Annotated in this window: 12 protein-coding genes and 2 pseudogenes; 8 read left to right on the top strand and 6 right to left on the bottom strand. The window is 71.3% G+C overall.

What is annotated here, in order from left to right; genetic code table 11:
* Positions 1-266: 266 nt before the first annotated feature.
* The 5 genes and pseudogenes from IF83_RS0105510 to IF83_RS34550 form a co-directional block, all read left to right on the top strand.
* Positions 267-725, top strand: a complete 459-nt coding sequence (locus IF83_RS0105510; protein ID WP_394297300.1) for a hypothetical protein — start codon at positions 267-269, stop codon at positions 723-725.
* On the top strand, positions 722-988 hold the full coding sequence (locus tag IF83_RS0105505; protein ID WP_037678762.1) for a hypothetical protein: 267 nt from the start codon (positions 722-724) through the stop codon (positions 986-988). Before IF83_RS0105510 ends, IF83_RS0105505 begins: the two co-directional genes overlap by 4 nt.
* A gap of 13 nt (positions 989-1,001) precedes the next feature.
* On the top strand, positions 1,002-1,247 hold the full coding sequence (locus tag IF83_RS0105500; protein ID WP_030542882.1) for a type II toxin-antitoxin system Phd/YefM family antitoxin: 246 nt from the start codon (positions 1,002-1,004) through the stop codon (positions 1,245-1,247).
* A complete protein-coding gene (locus IF83_RS0105495) occupies positions 1,244-1,690 on the top strand; it encodes a PIN domain-containing protein (protein WP_030542881.1) in 447 nt (148 codons plus the stop codon). The genes IF83_RS0105500 and IF83_RS0105495 overlap by 4 nt, the downstream gene beginning before the upstream one ends.
* A 70-nt stretch (positions 1,691-1,760) precedes the next feature.
* Positions 1,761-2,024: pseudogene (locus tag IF83_RS34550) on the top strand (hypothetical protein); the annotation flags it as partial.
* 64 nt (positions 2,025-2,088) lie between these two features.
* Here IF83_RS34550 and IF83_RS0105490 read toward each other — a convergent pair.
* Positions 2,089-5,244 carry an NACHT domain-containing protein gene (locus IF83_RS0105490; RefSeq protein ID WP_051722482.1) on the bottom strand — a complete coding sequence of 1,052 codons (3,156 nt, stop codon included), beginning with the start codon at positions 5,242-5,244 and terminating at the stop codon, positions 2,089-2,091.
* 259 nt (positions 5,245-5,503) lie between these two features.
* Here IF83_RS0105490 and IF83_RS0105485 point away from each other — a divergent pair, with 259 nt between their 5' ends.
* A complete protein-coding gene (locus IF83_RS0105485) occupies positions 5,504-6,148 on the top strand; it encodes a dihydrofolate reductase family protein (protein ID WP_030542879.1) in 645 nt (214 codons plus the stop codon).
* A gap of 110 nt (positions 6,149-6,258) precedes the next feature.
* Here IF83_RS0105485 and IF83_RS0105480 read toward each other — a convergent pair whose 3' ends face one another.
* From IF83_RS0105480 to IF83_RS0105470, 3 genes are all read right to left on the bottom strand, one after another.
* Positions 6,259-6,618, bottom strand: a complete 360-nt coding sequence (locus IF83_RS0105480) for a hypothetical protein (RefSeq protein ID WP_030542878.1) — start codon at positions 6,616-6,618, stop codon at positions 6,259-6,261.
* A gap of 185 nt (positions 6,619-6,803) precedes the next feature.
* The gene (locus tag IF83_RS0105475) at positions 6,804-9,764 is read right to left on the bottom strand and encodes a glycoside hydrolase family 18 protein (RefSeq protein ID WP_030542877.1); all 2,961 of its coding nucleotides are present in this window, start codon (positions 9,762-9,764) and stop codon (positions 6,804-6,806) included.
* Positions 9,765-10,354: 590 nt separating this feature from the next.
* Positions 10,355-11,221, bottom strand: a complete 867-nt coding sequence (locus tag IF83_RS0105470; protein WP_030542876.1) for a LysR family transcriptional regulator — start codon at positions 11,219-11,221, stop codon at positions 10,355-10,357.
* Between the two features lie 87 nt (positions 11,222-11,308).
* Here IF83_RS0105470 and IF83_RS0105465 point away from each other — a divergent pair, with 87 nt between their 5' ends.
* Entirely contained in the window at positions 11,309-12,034 is a 726-nt protein-coding gene (locus tag IF83_RS0105465; protein ID WP_030542875.1) for an SDR family oxidoreductase, read from the top strand.
* 44 nt (positions 12,035-12,078) lie between these two features.
* On the opposite strand, the gene IF83_RS0105460 is transcribed toward IF83_RS0105465, so the two are convergent.
* Positions 12,079-12,714, bottom strand: a complete 636-nt coding sequence (locus IF83_RS0105460) for a DJ-1/PfpI family protein (protein WP_030542874.1) — start codon at positions 12,712-12,714, stop codon at positions 12,079-12,081.
* A gap of 190 nt (positions 12,715-12,904) precedes the next feature.
* Positions 12,905-13,881 (bottom strand): annotated as a pseudogene (locus IF83_RS29900) (GlxA family transcriptional regulator).
* Between the two features lie 693 nt (positions 13,882-14,574).
* Here IF83_RS29900 and rox point away from each other — a divergent pair.
* Entirely contained in the window at positions 14,575-16,014 is a 1,440-nt protein-coding gene (gene rox, locus IF83_RS0105450) for a rifampin monooxygenase (RefSeq protein ID WP_030542873.1), read from the top strand.
* Positions 16,015-16,168: the final 154 nt, after the last annotated feature.

Here is a 16,168-nt window from a genome sequence, read left to right as displayed (position 1 = left end):
GCGGGCCCGCACCTGCGCACAGGGCAACAGGCGACTGGCGGTCTCTCACACACGGCACACGCCCGCACCCACCGCCCCCGTGTCGAAGTGGAAGGTGTGGAACGTGCCCCGAGGACAGGGGAGCCCGACCGCGTGCACGCTCCGACCGGGCCCGCCCCGGCGGCATTCTCGTAATGCGCCGACTACACACGGTGATTCAGTGAACGTGGGCGCGATGGCCGCATCACGCATCCGCTCCCCCACCATCCCGCCGGAAGGAAACCCCCGTGCCGAACCCCACACCCCGCCCCGCCGCCGGTCTCAACCCCTGCCACGGCGCCGGCCCCGACCACGCCCCCACCCCGGAGCGCATCCCGCTCCCGAAGCGCACCCGGCGCACCGGGCCCCAGTTCCTCGCCCCGAAGCTCCAAGAGGCCCTGGCCGCCCGGGACGCCCTCGCCGTCGCCCTCACCGACGCCGGCATCCAGCTCCCGGCCATGGACGTCCGCACCCCCTGGGGCGACGCGCTCCCCGACGACGCCGACGACGCCGACGGCTCGGCGGAGCCGTCCCGGACGCGGCGGACGGGCGAGGCCCCGGCGAAGCCCGCCCCGGACGACGACGCGTACCGCATCCCGGAGAGCGCCCGCTACGCCCTCGTCCACCTCGGCGTCTGCTCGGCCCCCGTCGCCCTCGCACTGGCCGCCGTCATCGCCCGGGGAGCCGCACGGAGCGCCGCCCGGTGACCACACCGCACCCAGCCGCTCCCGTACCCGAGCCCGCCCCTCCCCCGCCCGGCACGGCCGTCCACGACACCGCCCGGGCCCGGGTCGGGATCGTCACGGGCCACGAGGGCCCGTATCTCCGGCTGCGTCCCCTCTCCGGTGGCCGGGAGTGGGCAGCCGATCCGGCCGGCGTCCGCCCCCTCGACCCGGCCGAACTGCTCCGCGCCCAGGTCGCGGAGGCCAACGCCCGCAGCCTGCGAGCGCTCCGCGAACGGCAAGTGTAATAACATGTACTACATGGAAGCCACGGCTCGCGAGTTCAACCACAATTCCTCCCAGATCCTCGCCGCCGCCGAACGCGGCGAGACCGTCACCGTCACCAAGAACGGCCGCCCCGTCGCCCGCGTGGTGCCGTACGACCCCGCAGAGGTGCCCCCTTATCCGCCGGGACCCATCGGGGACATCGAGCTCCCGCAGATCGACCTGGGAGGCGATCTGACCAACGACGACATCGAGGACATTCTCAAGGGAATGGGTGCGTGAACCACATCGTCATCGCCGACACCAACGCGCTCCTCCGGCTCCTGGACCCGCGCCAGTCCGGGCACAAGGAGCACGCCGAGGCGTTGTCCCGTATCGAGCACCTTGTGGTCTCCCCCCTCGTGCTCGCCGAACTGGATCATCTGATCTCCAGCCGGAACGGGCCGAAGGCGTCCCTGGTCGCCCTGCGTTTCATCGGTGTGCAGACCTCACTGCGGAGATTTTCCGTCCCCGATGTCGCTCCGCACCTCCCGACAGCTCTCGCGGTCGCCGAGGGCTACCAGGACGCCGACGCGGGCAAGGGAGTCGGCCTGACAGACGCCATGAACGTCGCTCTCGCCGCCGCCCACCGGACAGACGCCATGTTCACCACGGACCGGCACTTCCGCATACTGCGTCCACTGACCGGCCACAAGGCGTTCCGGCTGCTGCCCGAGGATCTGTGAGGAGGCCTTGCACCAGCGCCCTCACCCGGGGGCGCCCCGCTCTCTTCATCCCGCGCCATGCGCAGTACCGACTTGTGCGGAGCAGGTCTGCACCCGCAGCGTGCCGGAGACGCAGGTCGGCCCGGACGGGAAGATCGACACGGGCGCGGCGCGGTCGACGGTGCACGTCTGCGCCGAGGTGCAAGGCATGCTCGACCAGTCACGCGCCGACCAGGTCGAGGCCACGAACCTCAAGACGCACGAGGAGTACGAGAAGACGGTCGCCAAGCGTCCCGGCTGGGTCGAGTTCGTGGCAGCGACGGGTGTGGCGGCGGGCGTCGCCTTCCCGCCCGCGCACCGCCCGCCGGAGCCCGCCCGCGTACGGCGAGAACCAGGCCAACCGGTCCTCGGGTGGCTCGTCAGTACCGGGACCCCGGCGGCTGGTGAACCGTCGCCCGGGGGACGGCGGCTTCGTTCGCCAGCCGCACCCCGCCCTCGGCTCTCACGGAACGCAGCCGGCCGGCCTCGCGCAGCGGTGCGAGATCCACGGTCACCGGCGGCTTGCCCGACATCGGCGAGAGCACCAGGTTCCGGAGACCCGGGAACCCGGCCACGACCTCCCGCAGATCCTCGCCGTCCTCAGGGCCCAAGAGCCGGAGCGTCTCCACCTGGGGCAGTGGCGTGCCGCTGTCGCAGAGCGCCCGGCAAAGACGCCGGGGCACCAGCATGGTGGTCATCGACCGCATGCCGGCCAGTACCTCCAGACCGCGCGGCAGTGGTGACGCCGCGTCCTCCGAGTCGGTGATCCGCAGGGTGGTCAGCCCCGGCCACGCCCGGATGCCGGTGAAGTCGGTGACTGTACTGGGGATGCCCAGATCATCGAGGGGGGCATGAGCCGGGAGTTCCTCGAGATCGTGACAGTTCATTCCGTCTCCCACGAAGAGGGTGCGCAGGCCGGTGAGTGCGTTCAGGCAGCGGTAGTCGCGCACGCCGGGCATCTGTCGCAGCAGCAGGCTGCGGAGAGGGAGCTCCGCGACGGGGGAAAGGTCCGTGATTCCCGTCGATTCGATGAGTGCGAGGTGGGTCAGGTCGCGGTAACGCCGCAGGAATCCGAGGTCGGTGAGGCGTGTGCAGCTCAGTGACAGCTCTTTGGTCTGCCGGTCTCGCAACGCGCCGACGACTTCGCTTTCCGTGAAGTCACCGAACAGGGACAGGAAGGGATGGTCCGGGAAGCCGGCCAAGGCGGCCAGCTCGGTACGCGTATGCACCACGAGACGGGATCCGTCCTCCGGCGGCAGCCCGGACAGGATGGCCGCGTAATACCGGGCGTGGTCGAAGTCGCCCCACCCGGAGAACATCCTGGCCCGCACCGCGAGGGAGGGGTGTTCGCGGAATTCGGCCAGCTTGGGCAGCGCGGCATCCGTTCCCACCAAGGTGGCTGCCGACACCACTGCCTGGGCCTCGTCGTCCGTCAGCCCCTCGGGTCCCGGGAGGAGTTCCAGAGCCACGTGCCCGGCCGCCGCGAGAGCTTGGGCCTCGTCGTAGGTCCTGGGCGGCAGCAGGGCGGCCGCCCGTTGCTCCACCTCGCGCCGGACCTCCAGGTCCAGCTCGGTGGCGTGTTCCAGGCAGGCCATGGCGAGCAGGTGGAGCCGGACCCGGTGCTTGCGCACCTTGTCCCCGCGCTTGACCAACTGCGTCAGCAGACGCTTCCGTTCGTCGGCCCTGGCGTGCGCCACGGCCATGCGGACGACGTCCTCCCACTGGTCCAGGTGTGCGTTCCGGACCAGGAGGGGGAAGTCGCGGTGCTCGATCACGGCCCTGGCCGCGAGATAGTCCTGAAAGGTGCGGTGTACGAAGTCGACCACGCCCGCGGACGGTTCGCGCAGCAGCCCCGAGCGGGTCAGCAGGCGCCGGTAGATCTCCTCGGCGTCGGTGGTCCCCAGCGCGTCGCGGTTCATGGCCGGCAGCGCCTGGTCGATCAGGGCGATCGCGTCGGCCCGCTCCATCTGCGAGTGGCCGTTGCGGATCAGCCAGTAGGCCAGTCGTTCCAGCAGCACGACCTGGGACCGGAAGTCCATCCGCAGGCCGTCGTCGATGCTCCGCTGCCGGTCGCGCCGCTCCAGCAGCATCCGCAGGCCCGCCTCGTACAACTCCTCCCGGCCACGGGGCAGGAACCCCCGCCCCGCCCGGTGCAGCGCGCAGATCAGGCCGCACATCAGGGGATTGGTCGCCAGTCTGGAGAGGTCCTGTCTGCTGCGGACCGCGGTGACCAGGGCCTCCGCCTCCTCCTGGCCGGTCCCGGCCGCGGCATGCCAGCGGTTGACGAAGGTGGTGACGTCCTCACCGCTCATCGGCGCCAGTGACATCTCGTGGAAGCCATCGGCCTCCAGCCAGTTCTCACGGATCGCCGAAGGCCGTCCGGTCACCAGGCAGGCGTTGCCCGGAAACTCGCGGAGAAGATCCCGGAGCCAGCGGCGGGTGCCGTCCCGCTGTGGTTCCGGCACTTCGTCGATGCCGTCCACCAAGAGGAGAGCCCGGCCGGCCGTGAGGATCCGCTCGGCCCAGCCCGGCGGGGGCGTGTGCGGGCATCCGACCGCGCTCAGGAAGTCCCCCGGGGTGGGGAGTTCCCGGCCCGCGCGGGTCAGGGCGCGCAGGGGCAGGACGAAGGGGACGCGCCCGAAGAGGTGCGCCAGGTCCCTGCACGGCCGCCACTCCGCGGTGGTGACGGCCAGCCATTGCACCAGGGTGGTCTTCCCCGCCCCGGCCACACCGCGCAGCAACACCCTCTCCCGGTCCGCGAGGGCCTGCTCGGCGCGCTGCGGCAGGGCGGCCCGGCGGCCGTGTTCGCCTTCCAGCCCGGCGGTCGACCGCTGAGCCTCGCTGTCGAGGGTGTGCAGGCTCAAGTACGCGTCGTCCAGGGGCCAGTCGTCGTCGACGTCGATGCCGAAGATGGTGAGACGCCCGTGCCGGTGGACGAGATGGCGGCGGTAGCGCTCCTCGAAGGCGGCGTCCTCGGCGTACCGCGCGGGAAGACGCTGAACGAGTAAGTCGACTGCCTCGACCAGGTGTTGGGTCCGCCGGGCCTCCTCCACCAGGGTGCGGGCCACGAACGTGGAGCGCTTGGCGAAGAAGTCGACGATGTGCAGACAGGACACCTGGAGCAGCTGGTGGTGCAGGCGCTCGGCGTCGGACGACAATCCGTCCGGCCGCCGGGGGCTCAGAGCCGCGGCCAGCTTCTCGGGCCCCAGTGCCACGGCTTGTACGTCGTCCATGTCCAGGTCTCCGAGCCCGGACAGGGAATCCGCCAGGGCCTGGACCACCGCCTCGTGCTCTCCGGAGGCCGGGGTCTCGTGGGGTCCCGCGGTCTCAACGGCCCGGTCCACCAGCCGCCGCACGAGTTTCTCGAGATCCCGGCGGGTGAGGGAACTCTTCTCTCCCCGGAACGAGACCAGCGAGCCGATGCGTACCGGCCCGGCCACCAGACCGGCCCCCGGCTGATCACCGCGGAACAGCTTCCTGACCAACGGTGTGATCGCCGCCGATCCGACCCGCAGAGCCACCGTCACGGAATCCACGTCAGCACCCCCGGCCCGAGCGTAATCGATCCCGCTGTGACATTCAGCGGCCGCGAGGGCGCGCCGGTCGGGCGCCGTGCGCGGACCGACGCCCGCGTGAAGTCGCCTGCCGGGTGGGTTTGCCGCTCTGGGAGGACGGTCACGGATGAGGACCGGGCGGCCGGGGCGGCCCGGGACGGTGACCGGTTCACGGGTGCGGCGATGAGTTTCCGCGGTCCGGAGAGTCACACCACCGTCGTCGACGACACAGGAGGAACACATGACTCAGCTGCTGAGAGTCCAGAACTTCACCGTCTCCAGTGACGGGATCGGGGCCGGTGAGGACCAGACCCTCGAGAGACCGTTCGGGCATGTCGATCCCGGGCCGATGTTCGCCTGGGCCGGTGCCACGGCGAGCTGGCCCGGGCGCACCGATCCCGGGGGGAGCCGGGGTCTCGACGACTACTTCACCCGGGACTTCGCGCACAACATCGGTGCCGAGATCATGGGCCGCAACAAGTTCGGTCCCCAGCGAGGCCCCTGGAAGGACCACGAGTGGCGCGGCTGGTGGGGAGACGAACCGCCTTTCCACACACCGGTGTTCGTCATGACACACCACAAGCGTCCGTCGTTCACCCTGTCCGACACCACGTTCCACTTCGTCGACGGCGATCCGGCCACGGTCCTGGAACAGGCCCGGGAGGCGGCGCGGGGCAAGGACGTCCGGCTCGGCGGCGGGGTCACGACCATCCGGGAATTCCTGGACGCCGACCTCGTCGACACGCTGCATGTGGCGGTCTCGCCGGTGAAGCTCGGGTCGGGCCTGCGGCTCTGGGAGTCGCCCGACGAACTGCTCGACCGCTTCCACCTGGAGGTCGTGCCCAGCCCGAGCGGCGTGACGCATCACCTCTTCTGGCGGAAGTGACGGGTCCACGGGTCCTCAGGACAGGCCCCGGACACTGCTGTGCAGGCCGGGGCCGGTCCGGGGACCGCGTGCACACCACGGAAGCCGGTCGCACGACGGCGGAGCGGGGCTCAGCCGGCACTCCAGGGGACACGACAGACGTGCGGCGCCATGCCCTCCGGGCACAGTGACCCGATCACTTCCTTGCGGATGGCTCTCCACGTACGGAGTGAACACCTCAACTGCACGCGCAGCTCGACGGATTCGCGCGCACCGCTGTCCAGGCCGGGATGCTCCAGATCCCACTGCTCGGCGAGATAGTCGTAGACGTCAGCGGTCGGCGCATCGCAGCCGAAGGCGGTGTGCGAGACGTCCTCCGCGAGGATTCTCGCCCTCCGCGGCGCGGCCACGGCGTCCCCGACGATTCCCCTGACCCGGGCCACCCCCTCCCCGTCCGCGTACAGGCCGAACGTCAGGGTTCGCTTCCTCATGGCATCACGCCCTTGGTCTCCTCTTCCCGGTGCGGCGCACCGCATCCCCGTGCGGCGCGCCGCCCGGCCCGCCGGCATTCTGCTCGTGTTCCGTCCGCACCGCGCTGCGCGCCGGTGGGCGCCCCGCGCTGCGGGCTACCGGCTACCGGCTACCGGCTACCGGCTACCGCAACACTGACGTCCGGTCAGGTCGGGTCGCCCTCCAGGTCGACGCGGGTGGCCAGTTCGCCCGCCGCCCACATCTCGCGGGCGCGTTTCAGGCAGTCCTCGTCGGAGTCCACTTCGTCCGCGAGCCGGAGACCGATGACGTTGTTGAGCTCGTCCGCCCTGTTGTCCGCTTCGGTGCCCGGGCGTCCGCGCTCGTGGGCGTCGCCCATCGCGACGGCGAACTCCTCGCCCAGCCGCTTCTTGAGCAGGCACTGCCAGTACACATGGCGTACGGAGTTCTGCTCCTCCACGTCCGTCATGTGCTCGACGACCTTGTACACGTCGCAGTGCACTCCGAGCCAGGTGGCGAGATTCCGGGGATAGCGGCGAATGACCTCGACCTCCTCCTTGGAGATGTTCTTTCCGACCAGGTCCCTGTACTTCCCCAGGGCGGAGAAGCCTTCCTCCCACAGGTCCTTCATCAGCTTGGACAGGATTTTCGCGGCCGCCGCCATGCTCCGTGACGCGGCGTCCTTGGTGTCCTGGCTCGCGAACCCCAGCCATCCGACTCCGGTGACGGCCAGGATCAGGCCTCGGGTGACCATGTTCAGCGGGAAGGGGACCAAGAGCGTGATCGCCGCCACGGCCAGGAAGGCCGCGACCTGGCCGCCGGTGACGTCCCGGGGCTCGATGCCCTGCGTCGCGCCGAGCTTCTGCCAGGTTTCCACCATGGTGTCGTAGACATCCGCGCTCGGAACGGTGTTGCACTCGCAGCGGAAGCCGGTACCGGCCGGCGCGCTCATGTGCATGGTCCAGTTACCGGGTTGGGGGTCCTTGACGACCAGGCACCGGATCGAGGAGCCGGACATCATGACGAAGGTGTTCTCGTCCTCGACTTCGTGGTCGTAGGTGGTTCCGCCGGGGTCCTGGAGGGACATGACGGCCCCCTCGGGGAAGTCGACCGAGTCATCGGCCCGCGTGACCGCCGAGTAGAGGTAGGGCGTGCCGTCCCTGACGACCATCGGGGCCGTCACGTGCACCATCGTCACGTTGTCGCCCTGCGAGGGGATGGAGCCGATCAGGCAGTAGGAGCAGTCGTTGCGCCCCAGGGCCTCCGTCACCGGCGCGGGCACGGTGCGCGGCTCATGGCTGACGTCGAACAGGCCGTAGAGGCCGCCGACTCCCTGGTCGTCGATTTCCGACGGCTGGTCGAAGTACTGGCCTTCGATGAGCGCCGGGGTCTTCTTCGCGGCGGCTTGCCAGTCGTCGCTGAGGGAGAGGCCCCACAGGCGTGAGCGGTACCGCGTGTGCCCGGACGGACCGCCCTCCTCCGGTTCCATGTGGCCCCAGTACCAGGCCGGGGTGTCGACCGATTCGAGGACGTCGAACTCTCCCCACAGGCCCAGAGCGCCCTTGTCGACGATGCGGGTGGGCCTGGTGAAGTACTGCCTCTTGACCACGGCCGGCGAACGCCGGGCCACGTCCTTCCAGTCCGCGCCGTCGGGGATGTTCCACAGCCTGGCCGAGAACTGCCGCACACCGGGCCGGATGATGCCGTCGTCCTTGAATTGCAGGTCGTCGGTCGCGAAGCCCAGGAACCCGACGGAGTCCCACAGGCAGTGGGTACCCGTCACGGTCGGCGGCTGGGTGACGGGCTCGGGCTCGGGATGGCCGGAGGCGCGGTAGAGGGCCTTGATGACGCTCTTGCCGTCTTCCCAGACGTCATTGGAGAGTTCCCAGATGATGACGCCCTGGGCTCCCACGTTCCTGAGGAACTGGAGCTTGGTGACGGCGGTGCCCGGTGTCTCGAAATAGATGTTGTGGGCGTACGGGTAGTCGCCCGGAGGCAGGGGTTCGGTGAGGGTGGGCCGGGGGGTGCTCCCGCGCACCTTGATGTTCCCGTTCTCGGCTCGGTGGGCGTCGGGGAACTCGGCCATGAGGTCCTTGTGCCGCAGCACCTTGTAACCCGGGGGAACCTCCCCGGTCAGGTCGTCCGGGTCCTTGGCCGCGGAGAAGTCGTAGCCGTAGACCGGAACCCCTGCCGCGATCTTGTCGCGGGCCACCTTCTGTCCCGCTCCCTGATGGTTCACGAAGAGGGGGTTCGTCCAGTACCAGAGGGAGTCCTCGACGGACAGGATCGGATTGTTCTCGATGTTGTCCGCTTCCGTACCGCCAGTGCCCGTTCTGGGGCCCGGCCAACTGCCGTGCTGTTCCGGAAGGTACGTCTCCTGGTAGACATCCGCCTCGCGAATGTCCGAGGTGTCCTCGCTGCGGATCTTGAGCAGGGCGGAGTGCGGGCCCACCGGGGAACGGTCCCACGAACCGGTGAAGTCATACGTCATGACCCCGAGCCAGTCGACGTGTTCCGCGACCTCGGGGTCGTAGTTGTTCCCGTACCAGGAGGTGCCGAAGACGGCCGCCGATACGACCTTGTCGGGCATGGCCTGCTTCAGTTTCCGGGCGAACAGCGTCAGGCCCCGCCCCGCGGGATGCGGCCCGTCGGCCTTCGTCCGGCCGCCCTGGTCCGGCTCACCCGGCCTGCCCCACCAGCACTCCAGATCCAGGTCGACGCCGTCCAGACGGTGGGTGGTGACGAAGTCCACCACCTTGCGCACGGTCTGGTCGAGTTCCGGGGCGGCCGGGTTGTTCCCGATCGTCGTCATCAGGTCCAGGAAGGCGTAGTCGTTCGCGCCGCCCAGCGCGACCATGATCTTGGTGTCGTACAGATGCGCGGCGACGACCACGTCCCGGATGATGTGACCGATGTCCGAGACCGACTTCGGGTCGAACTCGCCGGGGTTGGTCTCGCTGAACGTCAGGAACGCGATGATGCCGTGCGTGATGTACTGATACATCTCGCCATTGCCGTAGTCGAATCCCTCCGCCCTTCGCCAGGTGGGGATATAGGCGATGATTTTCGACTGCTGGGCCGGCATGTCCGAGGTCTGGTCGTACAGTTCGTCGAAGAACCGCCAGCCATTCGTGTTGGCATCGCCCACCCCCGGCTCATCGGCCCAGAAAGCGGCGCGGAAGATGTTGCCCTTGTACTTGGTGACGGCCCCTGCCTGATATCCCTCGGGTTTCGCAACCCACTCGGGAACGTCAGGGTAATCCGACGAAACACCCACTGAAAACCCACTTCCATGCTGCGGACCACTGTGCTGTGGAGGAAACGCCCCGCTCAACGGGGAACGGGGCTGATCCGGCGATGAATCCGGTGCCGGCACCGCCGGTGGCGCCCCTGCGTCCGTGCCGATCGGCCACGGAGGCGTTCGCGCGGTGACGGCCAGTCAAACAGAGCCTTCATCGCCGTCCCAGACCAGAATCAGCCGTCGAAAATCCTCGCTGTTCTCCGTCCCATCGCATGGCCCGGGTCTCCACGCCACTCCCTTTCCCGGAAACACATGTCCGCTGAAAAGGCACGGGTACTTTCGGGCACTTCCCGGCGAGCGAAAGTCCCCGGCACACCGCACGAAACGGCCCGGTTCATGACCGCGCGCTTTCACCAGGCCGGCCGTTCGGCATCCGGCGGGCGAGCGGGAAGTGAACTCTTCCCGCCCGGGAGGCGGCAGCGTGCGTCCGGGACCGGCTACGCCGTCACCGCGCCGCGGAGCCCGGCCGCCACGCGGACGAGTGCGGCGACCGCCGGGGAGCGGCTGTTCGGCGGCCAGGCGATCACCGTGGTGACGTCCGGCGCGTCGACCACGGGTACGGCGACGTGTTCCGGCCACTGCCAGGCACGGCTGGAGGCGGGGATGACGAGCAGCGTCCGCCCGAGCGCCACGAGTTGGGCGAGCTGCGACTGCGTGCGCACCTCCGGTCCGGGCCCGTCCGGGTACGACCCGTCGAGCCGGGGCCACCGGGCGATCGGCAGGTCCGGCACGTCGCTGACCTCCGCCAGTGTGAGCCGGTCGCGTGACGCGAGCGGATGCGCGGCGGGAAGGATCGCGACCTGGCCCTCGACGCGGAGGTCCTCGGTGTCGAACCCGGCGAGGTCGTCGAACGGCCGGTGCATGAGCGCCACGTCGGCGCGCCCGTCGCGCAGCAGCCCCGCCTGCTCGCCGACCTCGCACAGGAGGACCTCGACCGGTGCCGCGCCGGGTTCGTCCGCGACCGCGTCGAGGAGCCTCCGCAGCAGCTCGTGGGACGCCCCGGCCTTGGTCGCGAGCACCAGTGGCCGCCGCGGGTCCCCGGCCCGCCGCGTCCGGCGCGCGGCGGCTGCGATCGCGTCGAGCGCCGCCCCGGCCTCCCGGAGCAGCACCCGGCCGGCGTCGGTGAGCGCCACGCCGCGGCGGTCCCGGTCGAGGAGCCGGACGCCGAGCCGCCGCTCCAGCCGTCCGATCGCGCGCGAGAGCGGAGGCTGGGCGATGCCGAGCCGGACGGCGGCGCGCCCGAAGTGCAACTCCTCGGCGACGGCGACGAAGTAGCGCAGCTCGCGGGTCTCCAGATCGTCCACGCGAGCAGCCTACCGGCGTGCTGATACCCGGTGGGTATCACAGCGGACTCATCCGGTATTGGACGGTGCGGACGCGGCGCGCCGAGCATGGAGCGCGTGAAGGAAACGAAGACAGCGCTGGTCACGGGCGCGAACAAGGGAATCGGTCTCGCCATCGCCCAGGGGCTCGGGGCGCTCGGCTTCACGGTCGCGGTGGGGGCCCGCGACGACGGCCGGCGGGAGAAGGCCGTCGAGCGGCTGCGCGCCGAGGGCGTCGACGCCTTCGGGGTCGCCCTCGACGTCACCTCCGAGGAGAGCGCCGCTGCCGCGGCGGAAGCGATCGAGGGGACGGCGGGACGGCTCGACGTGCTCGTCAACAACGCGGGCATCTCCGGCCGGTTCGACGACGGCGCGCAGGACCCGACGACGCTCGACCTCGACGTCGTCCGCACCGTCCTCGACACCAACGTGTTCGGGGTCGTCCGGGTGACGAACGCGATGCTCCCGCTGCTCGGCCGCGCGGACTCGCCGCGCATCGTCAACATGTCCAGCAACATGGGCTCACTGACGCTGCGGACCGGCCCGGTGATGGCCGCGTACGCGCCGTCCAAGACCATGCTCAACGGCCTCACCGCCCAGTACGCCCGCCGGCTCGCCGAGACGCGCGTGATCGTGAACGCCTGCTGCCCCGGCCACGTGGCGACCGACTTCACCGGCTTCAACGCGCCACGGACGCCGGAGCAGGGCGCCGCCATCGCCATCCGGCTCGCCACCCTGCCGGACGACGGACCGCGCGGCGGCTTCTTCGACGACGCGGGGCCCGTGCCCTGGTGACCTGGAAGGGCGGGCCGCTCGGGGCCGCTCGGGGTCGCTCGGGGTCAGACACCGACGACGAGGTTGCTCTCGCGCAGGGACTCCACGAGGGCGGCGGGTGCCGTGGCGGTGGAACCGGTGGTGTAAGGCGGCTGCGGGTCGTACTCGACGACGAGCTGCACCGCCTCGGCCACCCTGTCGCCGGCCATGCGGCCGGTCAGCTGGAGGGCGAGGTCGATACCGGCCGAAACACCCGCGGCGGTCGCGTACTTGCCGTCGATGACGACCCGTTCGGCGGCGGGGACGGCGCCGAAGGCGGCGAGGACATCCTGGCAGATCCAGTGCGAGGTGGCGCGGCGACCGGCCAGCAGGCCGGCGGCGGCCAGCAGCAGGGAGCCCGAACAGACCGAGGCCGTCCACGTGGTGGCCGCGTCGGCGCGGCGGAGCCAGTCGAGGGCGGGCTCGTCCGCGAGGAGGTCCGTGACGCCGGGGCCTCCCGGGACGAGCACGACATCGGGCGCGGCCACCTCGGACAGCGCGGCGTCCGCCGTGAGGGCCAGGCTGCCCATGTCGGTGCGGACGGGGCCCGGCCGTGCGGCGGCGAAGACCACCTCCGCGCCGGGGACGCGGGACAGGATCTCGTAGGGGCCGACGGCGTCCAGCGCCGTGAAACGGTCGTACAGCAGGACGGCGATCTGCATCGTTCTCCTCGGTTCAGCCGGTTCAGCCGGTTCGGCGGCTGCGGCGGATTCGGTGATTCGGCAAGTTCGGCCGGTTGGCGTGTCCGGTGGGTTCGGTGGGTTCGGGCGGTTCGGTGGGTGCGGCCGGTTCGGTGGGTGCGGCCGGTTCGGCCAGTTCGACTGGGCCCGCGCGTTCAGCCGGTTCGTCGGTTCAGCCGGCCCGGCCGGTCCGGTGGGTGCGGAAGCGGCGCCGGTACTCGGCGGGCGGTACGGCCAGGGCACGGACGAAGGCGCGCCGCATCGCCTCCGGGGTGCCGTAGCCGCAGGACCGGGCGACCTCCTCGATACCGTCGCCGGTGTCCTCCAGGAGCCGCCGGGCCGCCTCCAGCCGGACCCCGTCCACGTAGCGTCCGGGTGTGGTCCCGACCTCGGCGGCGAAGGCGCGGGCGAAATGGCGCGGCGACAGCGCGGCGCGGGCGGCGAGGGCGTCGACCGAGAGGTCGCCGTCCGGGTGCTCGGCGATCCACCGCTGGACCTCGCGCAGCGGGTGCCGTTCGGCGAGCTGGGCGGCCAGCTGCGTGCTGAACTGCGCCTGACCGCCCGGCCTTCGGAGGAACATCACCAGGTGCCGGGCCACCAGCAGCGCGACGTCCCGGCCGAGGTCCTCCTCGACCAGCGCCAGGGCCAGGTCGATGCCCGCCGTGACCCCGGCCGAGGTGGCGATGGGCCCGTCCCTGACGTAGATCGGTTCGGAGGTGACGTCGGTGTCCGGGAAGCGCCGGGCGAGCGCGTCACAGTACGCCCAGTGCGTCGTGGCGCGGCGCCCCGCCAGCAGGCCGGCCCCGGCGAGCAGGAAGGCGCCCGTGCACACCGAGACGACGCGCTCGGCCGCGGGCGCCAGTTCGCCGATCCGCCGCACCACGGCCGGATCGGGATCGGCCGTCCCGCGGCCGCCGGGCACCACGAGGGTGTGGACCGCGCCGACGCGGGCGAGGTCGTCGTCCGGCAGGAGCCGCAGCCCGCTGCACGTGCGCACCGGTCCGCCGCCGAGTCCGGCGGTCGTGACCCGGTACGCGTCCGGCCGCCCCGCCGGGGGGGGCCCGCGCCGGCGAACACCTCCAGGGGGCCCGTCACATCGAGGCTCTGCACGCCCTCGAAGAGGACGATGACCACGCGTCGCGGTTCCATGCGGCTCAGCCTGGCAGCGGGCCGGCATGGCGGCAATGACGGCTTTCCCACCTTTCCTGCCATGACCGGGACGGCCGGCCGGGACAGCCGGGACAGTCGGCAGAGGGGGACGTCGGCCCGGCACGCACGGCCCCACGCGGCGCCTCCCGCTCACGCGAACCCGGAAACCGGGGCGGCCCCCGAGGTGACGGGGCTCCCCCTGCTTGCGGCGCTTCCCGGCGGCTTCGCCGTGCTTCGTCTGCGGAGGGGTGGGGGCGGCGGGCCGGCACACGACAGCCGGCGAACGACAAAGGCAAGGAGTTGAACCACTCCTTGCCACTCTCAACATATAGCGCACGGGGGGCCTTGCGGCAAGGCCCGGTTCGTGGTGCAGAATCTCCGTCCGCGGCCGGGATCTGCGGTAAACGGGGATTCGCGGAGTATGCGGGTCTTTGTCGATACGAGGGCACCCGCCGGGTACCGGTAGCGCCGGCGGGTGAGGCGATGCGGTCGCACGGTTGGCGGGCGGCCGGCGGCGGGCGGTGCTCCGCGGTGTCCGGACGGGCGCGTGCGCACCGCCGGACCGTACGACGCCACGCGTGCCACGTGGTACCACGCGCCGCGGCACCACGCGACGCAACACCGCGCGACGCAACACCGCGCACCCCGGCCGGCCGCGGAGTCCGATGTCCTGTTCAGTTAGTGGGGGGTTTCATGATTGACGTGATCATCGCCGGTGGCGGGCCGACCGGCCTGATGCTGGCCGCCGAGTTGCGGCTGCACGGCGTGCGGGTGGTCGTACTGGAGAAGCTGGCGGAGCCGACCGGGCATTCCCGCGCGCAGGGCCTGCACGCCCGCAGTGTCGAGGTGATGGACCAGCGCGGTCTGCTGAAGGAGTTCCTCGCGCTCGGCAGGAAGTTCACCGTCGGGGGGTTCTTCGCCGGTATCGGCCCGTCGTGGCCGGAAGGGCTGGACACCGCGCACTCGTACGTTCTCGCCATCCCGCAGACGGTCACCGAGCGTCTGCTGACCGAGCACGCGACCGGGCTCGGCACCGAGATCCGGCGCGGCCGCGAGCTGACCGGCCTGAGCCAGGACGACGACGGGGTGACCGCCGAACTGGCGGACGGCTCCCGGCTCCGCGCGCGCTACCTCGTCGGCTGCGACGGCGGCCGCAGCGCGGTGCGCAAGCTGCTCGGCGTCGGTTTCCCCGGCGAGCCCAGCCGCGTCGAGACGCTGCTGGGCGAGGTGGAGGTGGGCGTCGGGCCGGAGGAGCTGGCCGCCGTGGTGGCGGAAGTCCGCACGAGGGAGTGGCGGTTCGGCACCATGCCGGTGGGGGACGGGGTGTACCGGCTCATCGTGCCGGCCGAGGGGGTGGCCGAGGACCGCACGACCCCGCCGACCCTGGAGGAAGTCCGGGGTCAGGTACGGAAGTTCGCCGGTACCGACCTCGGTGTGCACTCACCGCGCTGGCTCTCCCGCTTCGGTGACGCGACCCGGCTGGCCGAGCGCTACCGCACCGGCCGGGTGCTGCTGGCCGGCGACGCGGCGCACATCCACCCGCCGACCGGCGGGCAGGGCCTCAACCTGGGCGTGCAGGACGCGTTCAACCTCGGCTGGAAGCTGGCCGCCGAGGTGGCCGGCTGGGCACCGGAGGGCCTGCTGGACAGCTACCACACCGAACGGCACCCCGTGGCCGCCGCCGTGCTGGACAACACCCGCGCCCAGATGGAGCTGCTGTCCTCCGAGCCGGGCCCGAGGGCCCTGCGCGGACTGCTGGCGGAGCTGATGGAGTTCGAGGAGGTCAACCGCCACCTCATCGAGAAGATCACCGCGATCGGGATCCGTTACGACCTCGGCGAGGGCCATGAACTGCTCGGCCGGCGGCTGCGGGACGTGGAGCTGCGGCAGCGGGGCCGTCTCTACGAGCTGACGCACGCCGGCCGGGGGCTGCTCCTCGACCAGACCGGCCGGCTCTCGGTGACCGGCTGGGAGGACCGGGTCGACCACGTCGCCGACACCAGCGACGAACTGCGGGACAGGGACGTGCCCGCGGCCCTGCTGCGCCCGGACGGCCATGTCGCCTGGGTCGGCGACGACCAGCGGGACCTGCTCGCCCAGCTGCCCAAGTGGTTCGGGACCGCGACCGGCTGAGCGCGCTCCGGCGGCCGGCGGCCCGCCGTGGGGTCGTCGGCGCGCACGGGCCTCCGTCCGCTTCACCCCGCCCCGCGGCGTGCCCGTCGGCGGCGAGGAGAGCGGGGTGTGCGTCAACGGAACCGTCAACGCCGCGGGGCCGGCCGAGGCGGAA

The organism is Streptomyces albus subsp. albus (assembly GCF_000719865.1).
Classification (GTDB): Bacteria; Actinomycetota; Actinomycetes; order Streptomycetales; family Streptomycetaceae; genus Streptomyces; species Streptomyces albus_E.
This window is presented reverse-complemented; position numbering and strand designations above follow the sequence as displayed.

Excerpts from the sequence above, each read along its gene's own strand:
- IF83_RS0105465 (WP_030542875.1), top strand. The coding sequence starts at position 11,309 with ATGGAGCGCGTGAAGGAAACGAAGACAGCGCTGGTCACGGGCGCGAAC.
- IF83_RS0105480 (WP_030542878.1), bottom strand. The coding sequence starts at position 6,618 with ATGAGGAAGCGAACCCTGACGTTCGGCCTGTACGCGGACGGGGAGGGG.
- rox (WP_030542873.1), top strand. The coding sequence starts at position 14,575 with ATGATTGACGTGATCATCGCCGGTGGCGGGCCGACCGGCCTGATGCTG.
- IF83_RS0105500 (WP_030542882.1), top strand. The coding sequence starts at position 1,002 with ATGGAAGCCACGGCTCGCGAGTTCAACCACAATTCCTCCCAGATCCTC.
- IF83_RS0105460 (WP_030542874.1), bottom strand. The coding sequence starts at position 12,714 with ATGCAGATCGCCGTCCTGCTGTACGACCGTTTCACGGCGCTGGACGCC.
- IF83_RS0105485 (WP_030542879.1), top strand. The coding sequence starts at position 5,504 with ATGACTCAGCTGCTGAGAGTCCAGAACTTCACCGTCTCCAGTGACGGG.